Annotated in this window: 14 protein-coding genes; 12 read left to right on the forward strand and 2 right to left on the reverse strand. The window is 33.1% G+C overall.

The window, feature by feature from the left end; translation table 11 throughout:
• The first annotated feature begins 133 nt into the window (after positions 1-133).
• The gene (locus NCC77_RS01315; RefSeq protein WP_250834033.1) at positions 134-571 is read left to right on the forward strand and encodes a GNAT family N-acetyltransferase; all 438 of its coding nucleotides are present in this window, start codon (positions 134-136) and stop codon (positions 569-571) included.
• A 2-nt stretch (positions 572-573) separates the two neighbouring features.
• The gene (locus NCC77_RS01320) at positions 574-2,157 is read left to right on the forward strand and encodes a L,D-transpeptidase family protein (RefSeq protein WP_250834034.1); all 1,584 of its coding nucleotides are present in this window, start codon (positions 574-576) and stop codon (positions 2,155-2,157) included.
• Here NCC77_RS01320 and NCC77_RS01325 read toward each other — a convergent pair.
• A complete protein-coding gene (locus tag NCC77_RS01325; RefSeq protein ID WP_250834035.1) occupies positions 2,146-2,871 on the reverse strand; it encodes a murein L,D-transpeptidase catalytic domain family protein in 726 nt (241 codons plus the stop codon). The genes NCC77_RS01320 and NCC77_RS01325 overlap by 12 nt on opposite strands.
• A gap of 301 nt (positions 2,872-3,172) precedes the next feature.
• On the opposite strand from NCC77_RS01325, the gene NCC77_RS01330 reads away from it, so the two are divergent.
• Both NCC77_RS01330 and gpmI read left to right on the forward strand, forming a co-directional pair.
• A complete protein-coding gene (locus NCC77_RS01330; protein WP_250834036.1) occupies positions 3,173-5,602 on the forward strand; it encodes a DUF5916 domain-containing protein in 2,430 nt (809 codons plus the stop codon).
• Between the two features lie 141 nt (positions 5,603-5,743).
• Positions 5,744-7,261 carry a 2,3-bisphosphoglycerate-independent phosphoglycerate mutase gene (gpmI, locus tag NCC77_RS01335; RefSeq protein WP_250834037.1) on the forward strand — a complete coding sequence of 506 codons (1,518 nt, stop codon included), beginning with the start codon at positions 5,744-5,746 and terminating at the stop codon, positions 7,259-7,261.
• Positions 7,262-7,487: 226 nt separating this feature from the next.
• On the opposite strand, the gene NCC77_RS01340 is transcribed toward gpmI, so the two are convergent.
• Positions 7,488-8,741: a DUF445 domain-containing protein gene (locus NCC77_RS01340; protein WP_250834038.1), complete on the reverse strand. Its 1,254-nt coding sequence runs from the start codon at positions 8,739-8,741 to the stop codon at positions 7,488-7,490.
• A gap of 236 nt (positions 8,742-8,977) precedes the next feature.
• Between NCC77_RS01340 and map the strand changes: the two genes are divergently transcribed.
• The 8 genes from map (at position 8,978) to NCC77_RS01380 (ending at position 18,681) form a co-directional block, all read left to right on the forward strand.
• Entirely contained in the window at positions 8,978-9,796 is an 819-nt protein-coding gene (gene map, locus NCC77_RS01345; RefSeq protein ID WP_250834039.1) for a type I methionyl aminopeptidase, read from the forward strand.
• Between the two features lie 67 nt (positions 9,797-9,863).
• A complete protein-coding gene (locus NCC77_RS01350; protein ID WP_250834040.1) occupies positions 9,864-10,268 on the forward strand; it encodes a GxxExxY protein in 405 nt (134 codons plus the stop codon).
• Between the two features lie 40 nt (positions 10,269-10,308).
• On the forward strand, positions 10,309-11,082 hold the full coding sequence (locus NCC77_RS01355; RefSeq protein WP_250834041.1) for a class I SAM-dependent methyltransferase: 774 nt from the start codon (positions 10,309-10,311) through the stop codon (positions 11,080-11,082).
• Positions 11,083-11,193: 111 nt separating this feature from the next.
• A complete protein-coding gene (locus tag NCC77_RS01360) occupies positions 11,194-14,097 on the forward strand; it encodes a DEAD/DEAH box helicase (RefSeq protein ID WP_250834042.1) in 2,904 nt (967 codons plus the stop codon).
• A gap of 74 nt (positions 14,098-14,171) precedes the next feature.
• Positions 14,172-15,425: a type IX secretion system plug protein gene (locus NCC77_RS01365; RefSeq protein WP_250834043.1), complete on the forward strand. Its 1,254-nt coding sequence runs from the start codon at positions 14,172-14,174 to the stop codon at positions 15,423-15,425.
• Between the two features lie 79 nt (positions 15,426-15,504).
• Positions 15,505-15,891 carry a Co2+/Mg2+ efflux protein ApaG gene (gene apaG / locus NCC77_RS01370; RefSeq protein ID WP_008467225.1) on the forward strand — a complete coding sequence of 129 codons (387 nt, stop codon included), beginning with the start codon at positions 15,505-15,507 and terminating at the stop codon, positions 15,889-15,891.
• A 153-nt stretch (positions 15,892-16,044) separates the two neighbouring features.
• Complete coding sequence (gene pruA / locus NCC77_RS01375) at positions 16,045-17,670, forward strand: L-glutamate gamma-semialdehyde dehydrogenase (RefSeq protein ID WP_250834044.1); 1,626 nt, start codon at positions 16,045-16,047, stop codon at positions 17,668-17,670.
• A gap of 279 nt (positions 17,671-17,949) precedes the next feature.
• A complete protein-coding gene (locus NCC77_RS01380) occupies positions 17,950-18,681 on the forward strand; it encodes a hypothetical protein (RefSeq protein WP_250834045.1) in 732 nt (243 codons plus the stop codon).
• Positions 18,682-18,714 lie beyond the last annotated feature (33 nt).

The following is an 18,714-nucleotide window of genomic DNA, read 5'->3' on the forward strand; positions in this document are numbered from 1 at the left end:
TGGTTGTGCAAATATAGAAAGAAAGTTCAGTTCAAAACAAGCTTTTGGGCAAAAAAAATCAATAAAAATCAACATTTTTTTATAACTTATTTAAAATTAAAAAGTTATAAATGCAATATTTTTTCAAAAAATCATGATTACAATTAGAGAAATTACATCAAAAGAAACTTATGCTGTTCGCCAACCCGTTTTAAGAAAAGGAAAACCTATAGAAAGTTGCGTCTTTGAAGGCGATGATTTGAAGTCTACTCATCATTTTGGTTTATTTGATGATGAAGATTTAATAGGAATTATTTCGTTATTTGACAAAATCAACACTATATTTGCCGCACAAAATCAAGCGCAAATTCGCGGGATGGCAGTTTTAGACACCTATCAAAAAAAGGGATTTGGAGAGGCTTTGGTAAAACATTGCGAAACCTATTGCAATGAAAATCAAGTCGATCTAATTTGGTTCAATGCAAGAACAGCCGCTGTAGGCTTTTATCAAAAAATGAACTACCAAACAGTAGGCGAAGCGTTTGATATTAAAGATGTTGGCGAACATTATTTGATGTTTAAAAAATTATAATTATGAAAAAAATCTACTCTTTAGTAGTAATATGTATTCTTGTGGGTTGTAAAAAAGAGCGCCCAGAACTCGCACCCATTGTCAAAAAAAAGGTGCCGGCAATTATACTTACTGATGAGAGAAAAGTTGAAATAGATACTGCAACGATAAACGTTTTTAAAAGCGAAACGTTGAAACAATTTTACATTGCATCTGAAAATCAAACGGTATGGGGAAATCTTAAAAAGAGAGCTTTTGTTTTATCTCAATTAGAAAAATCTGATGAACTAGGCTTAGATCCAGAAGATTACAAAATATCTCAGCTGAAAAAATTTGAAAGTAAAGTGGCTTCGCTTAGCGATAAAGATTTGGCCGCTTATGACATTTTACTGACTTATAATTTTGAGAAATATCTCAATCATATTTATAAAGGGAAGCTAGACCCTAAAAAATTATATACCAATTGGGATTTGGACGCGAAGGAATTTGATGTAAATTCTGTTTTAATTAAAGGATTCAATAAAAACAAATTGGACAGCGTTGTTGAAAACATTCAGCCTAAAACACAAATTTACAAAGAGCTGTTAAAAGCACTTCAAATCATAAACACTTTTCCAGATGATAATGTAAAACCGATTGAAGCTGCTGATAAAATCGTTTTAAACGATACTAATCCTGCTTTAATAAACATCAAAAAAAGGCTTTTGTATTGGAACGACATGTCAGGAAAAGACAGTCTTACAACAATTTACAATCAAAAAACTTTTGAAGCTGTTAAAAGATTTCAAGAAAGACATGGATTAGCTTCTGACGGCGTTATCGGAGTAGGAACTATCCGCGCTTTAAACTATTCTAAAGAAAGTAGAAAAAAACAGATAATTGCCAATTTGGAGCGCTGGAGATGGTATCCATCAGAATTGGCTGAAAATTATTTCATTATTAATATTCCCGATTACAGCTTAAATGTTGTTGAAAATCAGGACACCACTTTGGTTCGGAATGTTGTAGTAGGAACTAGCAAAAGAAGAACACCTATTATTACTTCTTTCTTAAAAACAGTTGTTTTTAATCCGACTTGGACTGTTCCGCCAACGATCTTAAAAGAAGATGTAGTTCCAGCAATGAAAAGGAACCGAAATTACCTGGCCAATAAAAATATTACGATTTATGACACTTCTGGAAAGGTAGTTTCTCCAATGGCTTGGAATGAAAACAAACCTAATAATTACCGATATGTACAAAGTCCCGGCTCTAATAATTCGTTGGGATTAATGAAAATTTTGTTTCCAAACCATCACAGTGTTTATCTGCATGACACCAATCACCGTGGTGTTTTTGGACGTAATAATCGTTCTATGAGCTCTGGATGTGTGCGTGTTGAAAATCCATTAGAACTTGCACAACACATATTAGATGTTGACGGAAACTGGCCTCAAGACAGAATCGACACAATTATTGCAAGCAAAACAACAATGAGTTTTAAGATTACCAAAAAATATGCTTTATATCAATGGTATTGGACAGCATGGAGCAAAAAAAATCAGCTCATTTTCAGAGCTGATATTTATGATTTAGATTCGGATTTATATGATCAATTAAGAAATTAACCTCTCCTCCATCGAAAAGCTTCTAGATGGATGATAGATATATAAACACGATTTGTCTTTTATTAATTGAATAATTTCATTTGTCAATTCAACTGGAACTGCAGGACAGCCTTGACTTCTGCCTAATCTTTTATGATCTCTGATGAAAGATTCAGACACATAGTCTGCACCGTGCATTACAACACCTCTTTCACGAGCATTGTCGTTTACGCCATTTTCTAAGCCATCTAAACGAAGTGAAGCACCATGTTTTCCTTGATAGATTTCGCCAGTTGCATAAAATCCTAAACTGCTTTTAAATGAAGAATTAAGATTTGAAAATGCTGAAGCAAATTCTTCACCAGTGTTTCTTCCGTGAGCTACAAGAGAATTAAATAAAATAGTATTGCTAGTTAAATCAATCACCCACAAACGTTTGGAGTTTGATGACAAACTAAAATCAATCAGTGTTAAGATGTTTTTCTTAATCACTCCTTTTTCTTTCAACAAATAAAATCCTTTTAAAGCTTCCGAGAAAGTTTTAAGTTCGGGCATTTTAAAGTTGTTTGAATTTAATGAATTATAAACGCTCTCGATTTTAGAATCTACTGTAAGTTTTTCGACTTTAGCAATCGCTTTTACAGTGGCATTTTTTTTAAGGTCGGGTGTGCTTTTTGAATCTTTTCCAAAAGACAATAGCAAAAACACAAATAGCGGATAAATTTTGTAAATCATTGAATTTCTTTAGGTTAAACAAAAAATTTGGGTATCGCAAAAATATAAAAAAATCACGCCTTGCAAAATATAAGCCTGATTTTCAAGCCTTTTTTACTTAAACTTTAACATTATTAACATAAAAATGCTTTTTCTGTAAGATTTTGCCTTACAGAAAAAATCATAACATTTTGGCCTATTTCTTAAAAAAAATGAAACAAAAATGGAAATCTTGAAACAAAAACTGTAACAAGTAGAACAAAATAGAGTCTATTTCTACTATAAAAAATACATTTGCATTTTATTTCGCATCAAAAAACCAATGAAAAAAATCCTATTCTTCTGTTTTCTAATATGCTCTGTATGGAGTTATGGCCAGAAAAAATCAATTCAGGCACAAGTAACTTCGCACACAATTTCTATTGATGGAAAACTAGACGAACCTGCTTGGGAAAATATACCAGTTGCTACAGACTTTATCATGCTGGAGCCAGACAATGGAAAAGCCATTCCGCATGAAAAACGTACAGAAGTAAAAGTCCTATATAATAATGACGCCATTTATATTGGTGCAATGATGTACGATGACGAGCCTTCTAAAATTTTAAAGGAAATCTCTCAGCGTGATAATTTTGGAACGGCAGATCTTTTTGGTGTTTTCATAAACGGCTTCAATGACGGGCAACAGGACTTTATGTTTTACGTTTCTGCTGCCGATGTTCAAGGCGATTGTATCATGACTGATGCAAATGGTGAAGATTATTCTTGGGATGCGGTTTGGATCAGTAAAGCTGCTATGGCAGAAAATGGATGGGTGGTTGAGATGAAAATTCCGTACTCGGCATTGCGTTTTTCAGGAGAAAACAAACAAATCTGGGGAATCAATTTCTTTAGAGAAATTAAACGTGACCGTTATAAATATACTTGGAATTTTGTTGACAGAAAGATTGGCACTTTTACACAACAGGCCGGAACTTTGGAAGGAATTGAAAACATCAAACCTCCTACTCGATTGTTCTTTATGCCTTATGCCTCGTATTATTTAAATGCTGCCGAGGGACAAAAAACATACGGAACAATTAAAGGCGGAATGGATATCAAATATGGTATAACAGATGCTTTTACAGTTGATGCTATTTTAATTCCAGATTTTGGACAGACAAAATATGACGATCAGATTTTAAATCTTGGACCTTTTGAGCAGCAGTTTAACGAAAACAGGGCATTCTTTACAGAAGGAACAGATTTATTCAGTAAAGGAAATATTTTCTATTCTAGAAGAATTGGCGGCACTCCATCGATCGACCCAAAATTAAATGAAAATGAAGAAATTACCGAATTGCCTGCTGCAGTAAATTTAGTTAACGCTTTAAAATTATCAGGAAGAACAAAAGACGGACTTGGAATTGGGGTTTTAAATGCTGTAACAGAAAAAACTTTTGCTACTATAAAAAATACAGAAAATGGCGAAACAAGACAAGTAATTGTAGAGCCGCTCACCAATTATAATGTATTGGTTTTGGATCAGCGTTTTAGAAAAAACTCATCGGTTACTTTTATTAATACCAATGTAACTCGAAATGGACATACTAGAGATGCAAACGTAACGGGTCTAGCTTGGGACTTAAACACAAAAGCCAATACTTATAGTTTATTTGGAAACGTAAAATACAGCCACATTAATGATCTTCAAGATAAAAATGGCTTTTATTCTACTGTAAGTTTAGCCGAAACCAGCGGAAATTACAGATACAGTGTAGGCTCTGATTTTGTTACAAAAGATTATGACCCGAATGATCTTGGGATTAATTTCTATACCAATTATTACAACTTTTACGGAAATGCCAATTATAGAATTCTAAATCCAACTAAACGTTTTAATACATTTAGAATCAATTATAATATGTATACCGAATTCAACAAAGAATCTGGAAAACTGCAGGACAATAGTGTAAATGCGAACTTAAATCTAACTACCGTAAAAAATAATTACTACGGAACCGGAATCACTTTTTATCCTATAGAAATTAATGATTATTACGAACCGCGTGCCGCCAACAGATATGTAATAATTCCTCGAAAAATAGAAACCTGGGGAAGTATTTCAACCAATTACAACCATAAATTTGCAATTGACCTAAATGGAACACTGAATGTATTTGATGAATCTGAACGCATTACATACGGCTTTGATATTGGCCCGAGATATCGTTTCAGTGATAAACTTTTACTAACTTATTTCTTTAGTTATTTAAGAAAAAACAACAACAAAGGTTACATCGATCAGGTTGATGGTGACGAGAATGAAGCCACTCCAAATGATATCATTTTTGCCAACCGAAATGTCATTACGTACTCTAACACTTTAGGAGGCAAGTATGCCATAAACAGCGCGATGACTATAAATCTGGCCGTTCGCCAATATTGGTCTTATGCAGACAATAAAGATATTCTAACTTTAGAATCAAACGGAAATCTAAGTCCGTATCCACAATATACGGATAACAAAAATTCAAGTTTCTATTCTTGGAATGCCGATTTATCTTATTCTTGGTGGTTTGCGCCTGGAAGTCAGCTTTCGGCCCTGTACCGAAATAATGCTGCTAATTTTGAACGAGTTATTGATAAAGATTACAGACACAATGTGGCAGGATTATTAAATAATGACGCCCTAAAACATATCTTTTCTATAAGTGTCAAATACTTTATTGACTACAATGCTGTCAAAAATAAAGTCAGAAAAAGAGCTTAGCGTGAATTAATTTTAAAAAATAAAGGGTTCTTCAATTAAATCAATATTTTTTTTTATAGTTCATTTTATTAAATATAAATGTAACATTCCTCAGGTTTCAAACTTTAGAAATGCTTTATATTTGTAGAAAACAAAAATGTAATGAACAAGAAAGTTATCCTTATGATTTTAGATGGTTGGGGAAAATCTCCTGACCCTAAAGTATCTGCAATAGACAATGCAAATGTTCCTTTTATAAACAGTCTATACAAAAATTACCCAAGTGCTCAACTTAGAACTGACGGATTAAATGTTGGTCTTCCAGAAGGACAAATGGGAAATAGCGAAGTGGGACACATGAATCTTGGTGCTGGAAGAATTGTATACCAAGATTTAGCCAAAATAAATTTAGCTGTAGAACACAAAACTTTAGCAAAAGAGCAAGTTTTAATTGATGCTTTTACTTACGCTAAAGACAACAATAAAAAAGTACACTTTTTAGGATTAGTTTCAGATGGTGGTGTTCACTCACATACTTCACACCTTCGCGGATTAATCGATGCTTCTCAAGAATATGGTTTAGATCAAGTTTACATTCACGCTTTTACAGACGGACGTGACGTTGACCCTAAATCGGGAGGAAAATATATTCATGATTTACAAGATTATATTAAAGATACTCCAGTTAAAATTGCTTCTATTATTGGGCGTTATTATGCAATGGACCGCGACAAACGTTGGGAACGTGTAAAATTAGCTTACGATTTAGTGGTAAATGGCGTTGGAACTCCATCAACGAACGCTGTTGCAAGTGTTTTAGACAGCTACGCAAGAGACGTAACAGATGAGTTTATCGAACCAGTTGTTATTGTTGATGAAAATGCAAAACCTCTTGCTACAATTGTTGAAGGCGATGTTGTGATCTTCTTTAACTTTAGAACAGATAGAGGACGTGAACTTACTGAAGCGCTTTCTCAGCAAGATTTCCACGAGCAAAACATGCACAAACTAAACCTATATTATGTAACATTGACCAACTACGACGAAACGTACCAAAACGTAAAAGTAGTTTACAATAAAGATAATATCACTGAAACACTTGGTGAGGTTTTAGAAAAAGCAGGCAAAAAACAAATCAGAATTGCGGAGACTGAGAAATATCCTCACGTAACATTCTTCTTTTCTGGTGGTAGAGAAATTCCTTTTGAAGGTGAATCGAGAATCTTGAGAAATTCTCCAAAAGTAGCAACTTACGATTTGAAACCAGAAATGAGCGCTTACGAATTGGCTGATGCTCTTGTTCCGGAATTAAACAAAGGCGAGGTTGATTTCGTTTGTTTAAATTTCGCAAACGGAGATATGGTTGGGCATACAGGAATTATGGAAGCTGCAATTAAAGCTTGTGAAGCTGTTGACGCTTGCGCGAAAAAAGTTATCGACGCTGCTCTTGCTAACGATTACACTACAATTGTAATTGCTGATCACGGAAACTGCGAAACCATGATTAATCCTGATGGTTCTCCAAATACAGCTCACACAACAAACCCAGTGCCGATTATTTTAGTTGACAAACAATTAAAAAGCATTCAAGACGGTGTGCTAGGTGATATCGCTCCAACAATTTTAGAATTAATGGGAGTGCAGCAGCCAAATGCTATGACTTGCCATTCATTATTGTAGAAAATTTAAAACCATATAAGTGATATAAGTTCATTTAAACGGAACTTAAAAAATCTCGCAAAGACGCTAAGTCACAAAGAAATTAAACTTTGCGTCTCTGCGACTTTGCGAGAACTATTTTATACATACTCTTATTGTCATCCTGAGCGAAGTCGAAGGCTTATAAAACGTAAAAGGGCTTCGACTTCGCTCAGCCTGACAATCCTATACTTGGAAATATTTTTTATCAAACAATAAAATAATGATAAATCTGCTCCACTCCATAAATAATAAGCCCAATAACTCCACCAACTAAAGTTCCGTTGATTCGAATGTATTGAAGATCTTTCCCGATTTCCAATTCTAATTTTTCTGAAACTTCTTTTCCATCCCAACTTTTTACGGTTGAAGAAATCAAATCTCCAATTACTTTTTTGTTATTTAAAAGAACCGATAACAAATCATTTTTTATGAAACTGTTGATTTTATCAATCATAACCGAATCTTCTTTAATTCCGTTTCCGAAAGTTTGAACTAAATTTGAAATGCTATTTTTTATGGAAGAATCATCGCCTTTGTTCAAATCGTTTGTAATGGACAATTTAATTTCGTCCCAAATTCCGTTGATGTAATCTTGAACTTCTTTTTTTCCAACGAAACCTAAAATCATATCATTGATTTTAGTTCTCATTTCTTCGGAGTTTTTTACTTTCTCCAAAAAATTAAAAATGTATTCGTCAATTTTTAAACGAACAGCGCTTTCAGGCTTTTTAGCTTCATTTAAAAAATCCTGCAATCCATTAAAAACACCTTCTGTGATGCTTTTATCTGCCAAGCCAAAACTTAGAAGGGGAGTCGAAGCTTTTACTTTTTGCCTAATTAAATCTTTATTGTTGGTCAATTCAGCGCTCATTACTTCGAGAAGGTTCGTCAGCATTTGATTTTTTAATTCTCCTTTTTGCAAAGGTTCCAAAGCAACAGCAACCCAATTTCCGAAATTAATTCCCTCTATTTTTTCTTTAAATTGAACCTGAATAAATCTTTTGACATCTTCGTCTTTTATTGTTCGTAAAATTCCGTGAATAATATTTACGGCAACAACATTTGCTATTTTATCGGCATTTTCTTCATTTGAAATCCAATCTGAAGCTTTAACAGCAAAATTAAATTCGTCCAATTTAACCTCCATTTTTTCGCGATTCAGAAATTCTTCAGAAACAAAATTTCCAAGGTTCTCTCCTATTTCATTTTTCTTAGTTGGAATAATAGCGGTGTGCCAAATCGGGATTCCCATAGGATGGCGAAAAAGTGCCACAACCGCAAACCAATCGGCAATTCCGCCAACCATTGCCGCCTCGCTAAAAGCCTGAAGTATTGGGATTTTAAAATAAATGGCAATTATAAAAAGAAGCACTGCAAAACCCAAAAGCGACAAGGCTGTTGCTTTCATTTTCTTTAATGCTTTTACTTTAGCTATATCTTGATCAGTTGAAATTTCCATAATTATAAACATTTGCACTACTAATTTATGGCTTTTTTCTGAAAGCCTCAAGAGTTATTAGCCCCGAATTCACGAATTATATCAAAACTTTACCTTTAAATTCTTTATTAATGAGGTTTGTGAAATTCGATTTCTAAGATTTTTATTTGAGATAATTTGTGAATTCGTGGCAAAAAAAAATTACATAAAAAATGAGATAAAAATTGTACTTTTGCGAACTGAAAAATGGAAAAAATATGATTATCCAAAAAACTAGAGAGGAAATCGAATTGATGCGCGAAAGTGCTTTAATCGTATCAAAAACATTAGGAATGATTGCTTCTGAAATTAAAGAAGGAGTAACTACATTATATCTTGACAAATTAGCCGAAGAATTTATTCGTGATCACGGTGCAGTTCCAAGTTTCCTTGGATTGTATGATTTCCCGAATTCGCTTTGCATGAGTCCAAACGCTCAAGTTGTTCACGGTATTCCTAATAATACACCTCTTAAAAATGGTGATGTTATTTCGGTTGACTGTGGCGCTTTTAAAAATGGTTTCCACGGAGATCACGCTTACAGTTTCGAAATTGGAGAAGTTGCGCCAGAAGTTAAAAAACTTTTACGTGTTACTAAAGAATCTCTTTACGTTGGAATTAGAGAATTTAAAGCAGGAAATCGCGTAGAAGATGTTGGAAATGCGATTCAAAAATATACTGAAGCTCACGGTTATGGAGTAGTTCGTGAATTGGTTGGACATGGTGTTGGGCAAAAAATGCACGAAGAACCAGAAATGCCAAATTACGGAAAACGCGGACGCGGAAAGCTTTTTGTTGAAGGAATGGTTGTAGCAATCGAACCTATGATCAACATGGGAACTAGAAACATCAAACAACTTAAAGACGGCTGGACAATCTTGACTGCCGACGGAAAACCTAGTGCACATTTTGAGCACGATGTAGCTTTAATTAATGGAAAACCAGAATTATTATCGACTTTCCAATACATTTACAAAGCCCTTGGAATTGAGAGCAACGAAGAAGATGAATTTAGACAAGTTCCTTTAGTACTGTAAGGTATTCCACAGAGATTCACAGAGATATACGCCAAGATTCACAAAAAATTTTTTATACGCCTTTAAAATGTATTCTCAAAATTTAGTCTCACAGGATGAACTGGATGCTATTTCTTATAAAATTATTGGTTTAGCAATTGAAGTTCATAGACAGCTTGGTCCAGGTTTATTAGAATCTGCTTATCAAGAATGTTTGTATTATGAAATTATGAATTCAGGTTTAATTGTTGAAAAACAAAAAGCTTTACCGATAATTTATAAAGACATAAAATTAGATCACGGATATAGAATAGATTTGCTGATTGAAAATAAAATTGTCATCGAATTAAAAACTGTTGAGGCTTTTACAGATGTCCATTTTGCTCAAATATTAACCTACCTAAAATTAGGAAATTATCCATTAGGATTGCTTATTAATTTTGATTCAAAAATATTAAAAAACAATATAAAAAGATTTATAAACACTTTGTGAAGCTCTGTGCAAACTTTGTGTAACTCTGCGAAATAACCCCATGAAAAAACTTTTCAAATTAGTTTTAAATACAATCCCGCGCCCAATATTAATTCGTTTAAGTTATGTGGCGCGTCCAATTTTAGCTTTCTCTTTAAAAGGAGATAAATTTACAGATCCAATTGACGGAAAAAGCTTTAAATCGTTTTTGCCTTACGGATACGGAAAACAGCGTAATAATGTGCTTTCACCAAGTACACTTTCTTTAGAAAGACACCGTTTGCTTTGGCTGTATTTAAATGATCAGACTGATTTTTTTACAGCACCAAAAAAAGTGTTGCATTTTGCTCCAGAACAAGCTTTTTACAAAAGATTTCGCAAGCAAAAAAACTTAGATTATACGACAACTGACTTACTTTCGCCATTGGCCGATGTAAAAGCAGACATCTGTAATTTACCTTTTAAGGATAACGAATATGACGTTATTTTATGCAATCACGTTTTAGAGCACATTCCAGACGACACAAAAGCAATGCAGGAATTATACCGTGTTTTAAAACCAGGCGGAATGGCAATTTTACAGATTCCTCAGGATTTATCTCGCGAAGTTACTTTTGCTGATGATTCGATTACAGACCAGAAAGAACGCGCAAAAATCTTTGGACAATATGATCACGTACGTGTTTACGGACGCGATTATTTCAATAAATTAAGAAGCATTGGATTTATTGTTATCGAAGAAGATTATACAAATAAAATTGCACCAGAATTGGTTGAGAAATACTGTTTAGCCAAAGGCGAAATTATTCCACTTTGCTTTAAACAGGAAAACTAATTTTTCACCATATAAGTTCATTTAATAAAGAGTTTTCAAAATATTTAGATTTGAAAACTCTTTATTTTTTTGCCCAATTCCCAAATATAAGCCTAACCAAATCTCTAAATCTTGGAACCTACAAAATCATTTCAGTTCTGTTTTGACATCAGTTTGGAAAAAAATCTGAATGTCTATATTCCAACCGCGTACATTGTTGAGAATACTAGCGAAATCAAATACTTAGATAAAAAAGCAAGTCCAGATGTACTTGAAAGTTTCGGAATCATTTTTGACAATTTAGATTCCAATTCAAAAAGAATATTAACCGCTTGCGACTCTCTTAAACCTGAATTTATTTTTAAAAAATTCGGAGCCAAAATTAAATCAGCCAAAACAATTGCTGATCTACAGAAAGATTCAAAAATTGAATTCGCCATTCGCCAGCATTTAAAATTCAATTTAAGTTCGTTTTACGATTTAATTGTAAAAGAACAATTTCCGCTGTCTCTAAACCTCGGACCAGAAAAAGATTTCTACCGATCTAGAATCAGCATTGAGCCACTTGATTTTGAACCTCAGATTCAATTTGATAAACATGCCGAAGGAATCACTTACACGTTATCTTTAAAAGAAAATGAAACTATTTTTCCTCCAATGGACAGCAAAGTTGATATTCTTTTAGATGAACCAGGCTGGCTGATTATCAATAAAAAATTAGGACAAATAAAAGAGCTTAATTCAAAAAAATTAATGCCTTTTTTAAAGAAAAAATCTATTGAAATTCCATCCAAATTAGTTGATGATTATTTCAAGAGTTTTATTCCGCAGATTGCAAAGAAAATAGATATTGAAGCAACTGGTTTTGAGATCGAGCTTCGTGATAAAATTATTTCGTGCACGATTCAGCCTATTCATGATTTCTTCAAAAACTGTTATTATCTCAATCTTTATTTTGATTATAACGGCTATTCATTTGACGGAAGCAAAGCCAAAAAGTCACATTCTTTTGTAGATTTCAGCGTTGCTAATGAACCTAAGATAATTCAGTTTAAAAGAAATCCTGAAGAAAATTTATATATCGATAAATTAAATGAAATTGGTTTAACCAAAATCAAAAACGAATTATTTGGATTAAATTCAGAAACTGAAAATACAGATCCATATATCAACATTCAGCTGATTATTGATAACAAAGAGAAACTGAAAAATTTAGGTTTTACTATTGAAAATCTAAAACTGGAAAGCAAAGAAATCATTACAGAAAATCATACTATTTTTGCTTCAAAAGAAACAACTGGAGATTGGTTTGATATTAAAATAATTATTACCGTTGGAAATTATAAAATCAATTTCAGCGAAATTATTCCGAATATAAAAAGCAAAGAAAGACTTTTTGCATTACCTGACGGAAACTATTTCTTGATTCCATTAGAATGGTTTAGCAAATATGGTTCTTTGGCAAAATTAGCTAAAACAGAAAATGGTATTTTACTTTTACGAAAAAGTAATTTTACGGCTTTGGACGGAATTTCAGAAATTGATAATGATTTAGATCAAATTCACCAAGCCGAATTTACAGCTTCAGACTTAATAAAAGCAAGTTTAAGACCCTATCAAATTGATGGCGTAAAATGGCTTTTAGGACATTTTAATTCCAATATGGGCGCGTGTTTAGCTGATGATATGGGACTTGGAAAGACGTTGCAAACCTTATCTGTTTTGGTTTCGGTGCAAGAGCAATTAGGCTTTACCACTAAAACCACCAATTTTGATTTGTTTGCCAACGAAACCACGATCGAAAGAGAACCGCTTAAAGCTTTGATCGTCCTACCTTCTTCGCTGGTTTTTAACTGGTTTAATGAAGCTGGAAAGTTTACGCCTCACTTTTCGAAAATGCAATATGTGGGGAATGACCGAAAATCTTTAGCAAGCAGAATCAATTCAACCGATTTGATTTTTACAAGTTACAGTATCATTCACCGAGATATTTCTATTTTAGAAAAATACGATTTCCGTTATTTGATTTTGGACGAAAGCCAATACATTAAAAACAAAAATTCTAAGATTTTTAAAGCCATAAATAAAATCAGTACGGGACATAAAATTGCTTTAAGTGGAACACCGATCGAAAATTCGCTTGACGATTTATGGTCGCAAATGCAGTTTATCAATCCAGAAATTTTAGGAAGCTATGCTTTCTTTATGGAAAATTTCAAAAATCCGATTGAGAAAAAACAGAATGAAGAAGTTTTAGCAGAATTAAAAAATTTGATTCAACCTTATATTTTGCGACGAACTAAAGAACAGGTTTTAAAAGATTTACCAGAATTAACAGAGCAGATTTATTACTGTGACATGGATCCTGAACAGGAAAAATTATACGAAAAAGAAAAATCTAAAGCTCGTAATTTCCTTCTTAAAACCGATGGATCTCCAGACAAAATCAGCATTATCAATACTTTGATGAAGTTAAGACAATTGAGTAATCACCCAAAAATGGTCGATGCAGATTCTGAAATTGATTCTGGGAAATATATTGCAGTAACCAATTATTTAGAAAGTTTAGTAAAAGGAAAACAGAAAGCGATTATTTTCAGTTCGTTTGTTACCAATTTAAGTTTTTATACCGATTGGTGTAAAGAAAACAAAATTGATTTTTGCGAAATTACAGGTGAAACGCCTGCCGATAAAAGAGAACAGCAAGTAAAATTATTTCAGGAAAAAGAAAGCCCGTTGTTATTCTTTATTTCGCTAAAAGCTGGTGGAGTTGGTTTGAATATTACAAAAGCTTCTTATGTATTATTCTTGGATCCTTGGTGGAATCCTTTCGCAGAAAAACAAGGCGTTGGACGTGCACATAGAATTGGACAAATGAATAAAGTAAACGTGATTCGTTTTATTTCTAAAAACACCGTTGAGGAAAAAATCATCAAACTCCAAGAAAACAAAAAACTATTATCTGATTCTCTTTTAGAAGAAAGTTATATTAATGATGAGATCGAAGGCAACTTAGAATATATTTTGGGTTCATAATCGTTAAATCCAATAGAATGGCATCTTTTTCGTTATATAAAATTGTTATATTTACAATCTTACAATGTTTTAAGATGCCAAAATTTTTATATACAAGCTTTATTTTTCTTTTTATTTTCACTTTAGCGAAAGCTCAAGAAAAAGAAATCGACCCACCGTATAATATTAAAACGGTTTCGTTTATCCAGAATGGCAGCAATGTCCCTCCTATTTTCGAATTAGGCTCTGCATTTACTTTTCAATTTGATGATTTATTTGGTAATGAAGCCAATTATTATTTTGAAGTTATTCATTGTGATTACAATTGGTTTCCAACAAATATTCCAAAAACAGACTATGTTGTTGGAATGGATAATCAGAGAATTACCGATTTTTCAAATTCTTTTAATACACTGCAGGTTTATACACATTACAGACTTTCTTTTCCGAATCAATTTACACAGCTTCTGAAACTTTCGGGCAATTATATGCTCCGAATTCTAAATGAAGACAAAGAAGTTATTTTCTCTAGAAAATTCATCTTGTATGAAAACCATTGTACAGTTGGAGTTCAAGTAAAAAGAAGTCGCAACCTCAGCAATATTGAGTACAAGCAGAATCTTGATTTTGCCATTTTATCTAACGATATTGTTTTTCAGACTCCATTACAAAATGTAAAAGTGCTTTTACTTCAAAATGGCAATTTTCATACCGAGATAAAAAACATCGTTCCTCAATATACCATTGGCAATCAGCTGGTTTATAAATACGATAAAGAAACGCAGTTTTGGGGCGGAAATGAGTTTTTGTATTTTGAAAACAAAGACATTCGAGCAGCCAATAATAATGTTGCCAAAATAGGTTCGAACAATGATATTTACAATGCGTTTTTGTATACCAATGCCGCAAGAGGAAATCAGATTTATACGAATTATGAAGATGTAAACGGAAATTTTGTAGTTAAGAACATCAACGGTTCTAACAACGACATTGAAGCCGATTATGCTTGGGTTTATTTTACTCTTTCTGCTCCTGCTTTTAGAATGAACAAAGACATTTATATTACTGGAATGTTCAACAATTACAGCCTTTCACCAGAATACAAAATGGATTACAATACTGACAAAGGAGTTTTTGAAAAAGCTATTATGATCAAACAAGGTTTTACTAATTTTCAATATACAGTTGCAGATAAAAAAGGGGCTATTGACTTTGAAAATGCTATTGACGGAAACTTTTATCAGACTGAAAACGAGTACACCGTGCTGGTTTATTACAAAGAGGCAACAGACCGTTATCAGCGTGTAATCGGAAAGGGAAATGCAAACTCTATCAATATAGTCAATTAAAACAATGTTAAGGTTTTAGTTTAAACGATTTTTTTTCGTAGCTTTGCCTCTATAACACTCACATATATACGGCGTTAGTATGGTTTCTCAAATTACACGAGGCATAAAAATATCTGTTTTGACTAGTTTTGAAGGTACATACTTCAAAAACTACAAGATTCATTTTGCTTTTAGCTACGTAGTTACCATCGAAAATCATAGTAAAGATTCGGTACAATTAACTTCTCGCCATTGGGAAATTTTTGACTCTTTAAATGATTTAGAAGTTGTAGATGGTGAAGGTGTAATTGGTAAAAAACCAGTTCTAAAACCTGGCGAAAACCACACTTATAGCTCTGGCTGTTTATTATCGTCTCCTTACGGTGCAATGAAAGGTCATTTCAATATGATCAATTTTACTACCACAAAAACATTCAAAGTAATTGTCCCTACTTTTAGAATGTGCGCTCCTTTTGCATTAAATTAAGATATAGTTTACATCTATAGCTTTTATCGTTATCTTAATCATAAAATTGACAATTTATTAATTTATCCTTTGTACTTTTGTGCAGCGTTAGATTATTCGTAACAAAACAAATCGTCTAACTTTAAATTGTCTAATTCACAAATTTTAAATAACATGCTTAAAGGATTTTTTCATGTACCAAAAGCGGTAAACGAGCCTGTAAAGAGCTACGCACCAAACTCACCAGAAAAAGCTGCTGTTCAGGCTGCTTATACCACAATGTGGAATTCTCAAATTGACGTTCCTTTATATATTGGAAACGAAGAAATTAGAACTGGAAATACAAGAAACATTACAGCTCCACACGACCACAAACACGTTGTTGGGAAATACCATTTAGCTGAAAAACAACATATTGAAAAAGCAATTGCTAATGCACTTGAAGCAAGAAAAGCATGGGCTAACATGGCATGGGAACAACGTGCTGCTATTTTCTTAAAAGCTGCTGAACTTATCGCAGGACCATACAGAGCTCGTATTAACGCTGCTACAATGATTGGTCAATCTAAAAATATTCACCAAGCAGAAATTGATGCATCTTGTGAATTAATCGACTTCTTACGTTACAATGTTGAGTTTATGACTCAAATCTACAACGATCAGCCAAAATCAGATTCTACTGTTTGGAATCGCGTAGAATACAGACCATTAGAAGGTTTTGTTTACGCTATTACTCCTTTTAACTTTACTGCTATTGCCGCAAATCTTCCTGCAAGTGCTGCTATGATGGGTAACGTTGTGGTTTGGAAACCAAGTGATAGCCAAGTATTCTCTGCAAAAGTTATCATCGATGTTTTCAAAGAAGCTGGAGTTCCAGACGGAGTTATCAACGTAGTTTTCGGAGATGCTTTAATGATTACCGATACAGTTTTAGCAAGTCGTGAGTTTGCTGGAGTACACTTTACTGGTTCAACTCACGTATTTAAAGATATTTGGGGTAAAATTGGAGCAAACATCAATAACTATAAAACGTATCCAAGAATTGTTGGTGAAACTGGAGGTAAAGATTTTATCATTGCTCACCCAAGTGCAAACGTAAAACAAGTAGCTACAGGAATTACTCGTGGAGCTTTTGAATTCCAAGGACAAAAATGTTCTGCAGCTTCTAGAGCTTATGTTCCGCAAAGTTTATGGCCAGCCGTAAAAGAGCAATTAATTACTGATGTAAAATCTATGAAAATGGGTTCTCCAGAAGATTTTGGAAACTTCATTACAGCAGTTATTCACGAAGGTTCTTTTGACAAATTAGCTAGCTATATTGACCAAGCAAAAAAAGATGCTGACGCTGAAATCATCGTTGGAGGAAATTACGATAAATCTGTAGGATACTTTATTGAGCCAACAGTTATTGTAACGACAAACCCTAAATATACTACAATGGAAACTGAGTTGTTTGGACCAGTTATCACGATTTATGTTTACGAAGATGCTAAATGGGAAGAAACTCTTGAATTAGTAGATACTACTTCTGAGTACGCTTTAACAGGAGCTGTTTTCAGCCAAGATCGTTATGCAATTGAAGTAGCAACTACTAAATTACAAAACTCAGCTGGTAACTTCTATATTAATGACAAACCAACTGGAGCTGTTGTAGGTATGCAACCATTTGGTGGAGCAAGAGCTTCTGGAACTAACGATAAAGCAGGTTCTGCATTAAACTTATTGCGTTGGGCTTCTCCAAGAACTATCAAAGAAACTTTTGTAACTCCTGAAGATTACAGATATCCATTCTTAGGTTAATCTGATTTTAGAGTTTAGATTATAAAAAAGCGGGAATTTCATTTGAAATTCCCGCTTTTGCTTTTGCAATTAGAATTATATAAAAACGCATCTCCTTCTGTATATTGTATTTTTTGTAATACTTTTCTTATTTATTTAAAAATCAGCACTTTAAAAAACTTATTTGCCTTATTTTAATACTTTAAAAACTTTTTGTTCCAGTCAAAAAAAAATCATCCTTATAAATTTGCTTCAATCTTAATTGATATTAAAAGATTTAATAAAATAAACAATATAAGAATGAGAAATCTAAACAATGTTCCTAAGATTATTATGGAATCAAAAAGTATTGGACATCCAATAGATTACAAATGGACAAAAAGAAAAATAAACGAACTTTTAGATCCATCAGAAGAAAATATTAACCTTGAAGACACTCTTATGCAAATTAATCACAAGGGGTCAATTGGTTTAACTGCTGCATTGTTAGAATGGATCTATTGGCGTTTTACAGGGTATACTCAAGCAACAACCGATACACAAAAACGTATTGAAGCACTTTGGTGTTCCATTAATAATCGCGAACAAACAAACCCTTTATTATTTGATACCGATTTTGAAATATCTGCTTCAGGTTCAGTAAATGGTGCATTATGGATTGCCTTAATGAATGTTAGAATGATTGATGTTAGATACAGAAAAGGTTCTTACTTTTTACAAAGCGAACTTATTGGACTGGTTCTTCTTGCACGCCATATTACGCCTAAAAAGAAAAAATTTGACAAGTGGTTTAGTCAAACCATTATAAAGTTAATTCACTCACATCCTAATCCATACAAAAACGATGAATTAGATGAAAGCGATGAAGCTGTTTACGATTCTTCAAACGAATCTGTAATTTCCAGAGAATTTTTCTTTGATTCAGAATTTCAATACACCATTGAAGCTTCTGAAAACTCAATTCATAATTTCATTGATAATTTAAATATAAAAGCAAATCCTTTCTTAGATTTTTCTAAAAAAGCATCTTAGTTAGGCCTATTAATTCAAAAACCGGAAAGAAAT

The organism is Flavobacterium tyrosinilyticum (genome assembly GCF_023656565.1).
Taxonomy (GTDB): Bacteria; Bacteroidota; Bacteroidia; order Flavobacteriales; family Flavobacteriaceae; genus Flavobacterium; species Flavobacterium tyrosinilyticum.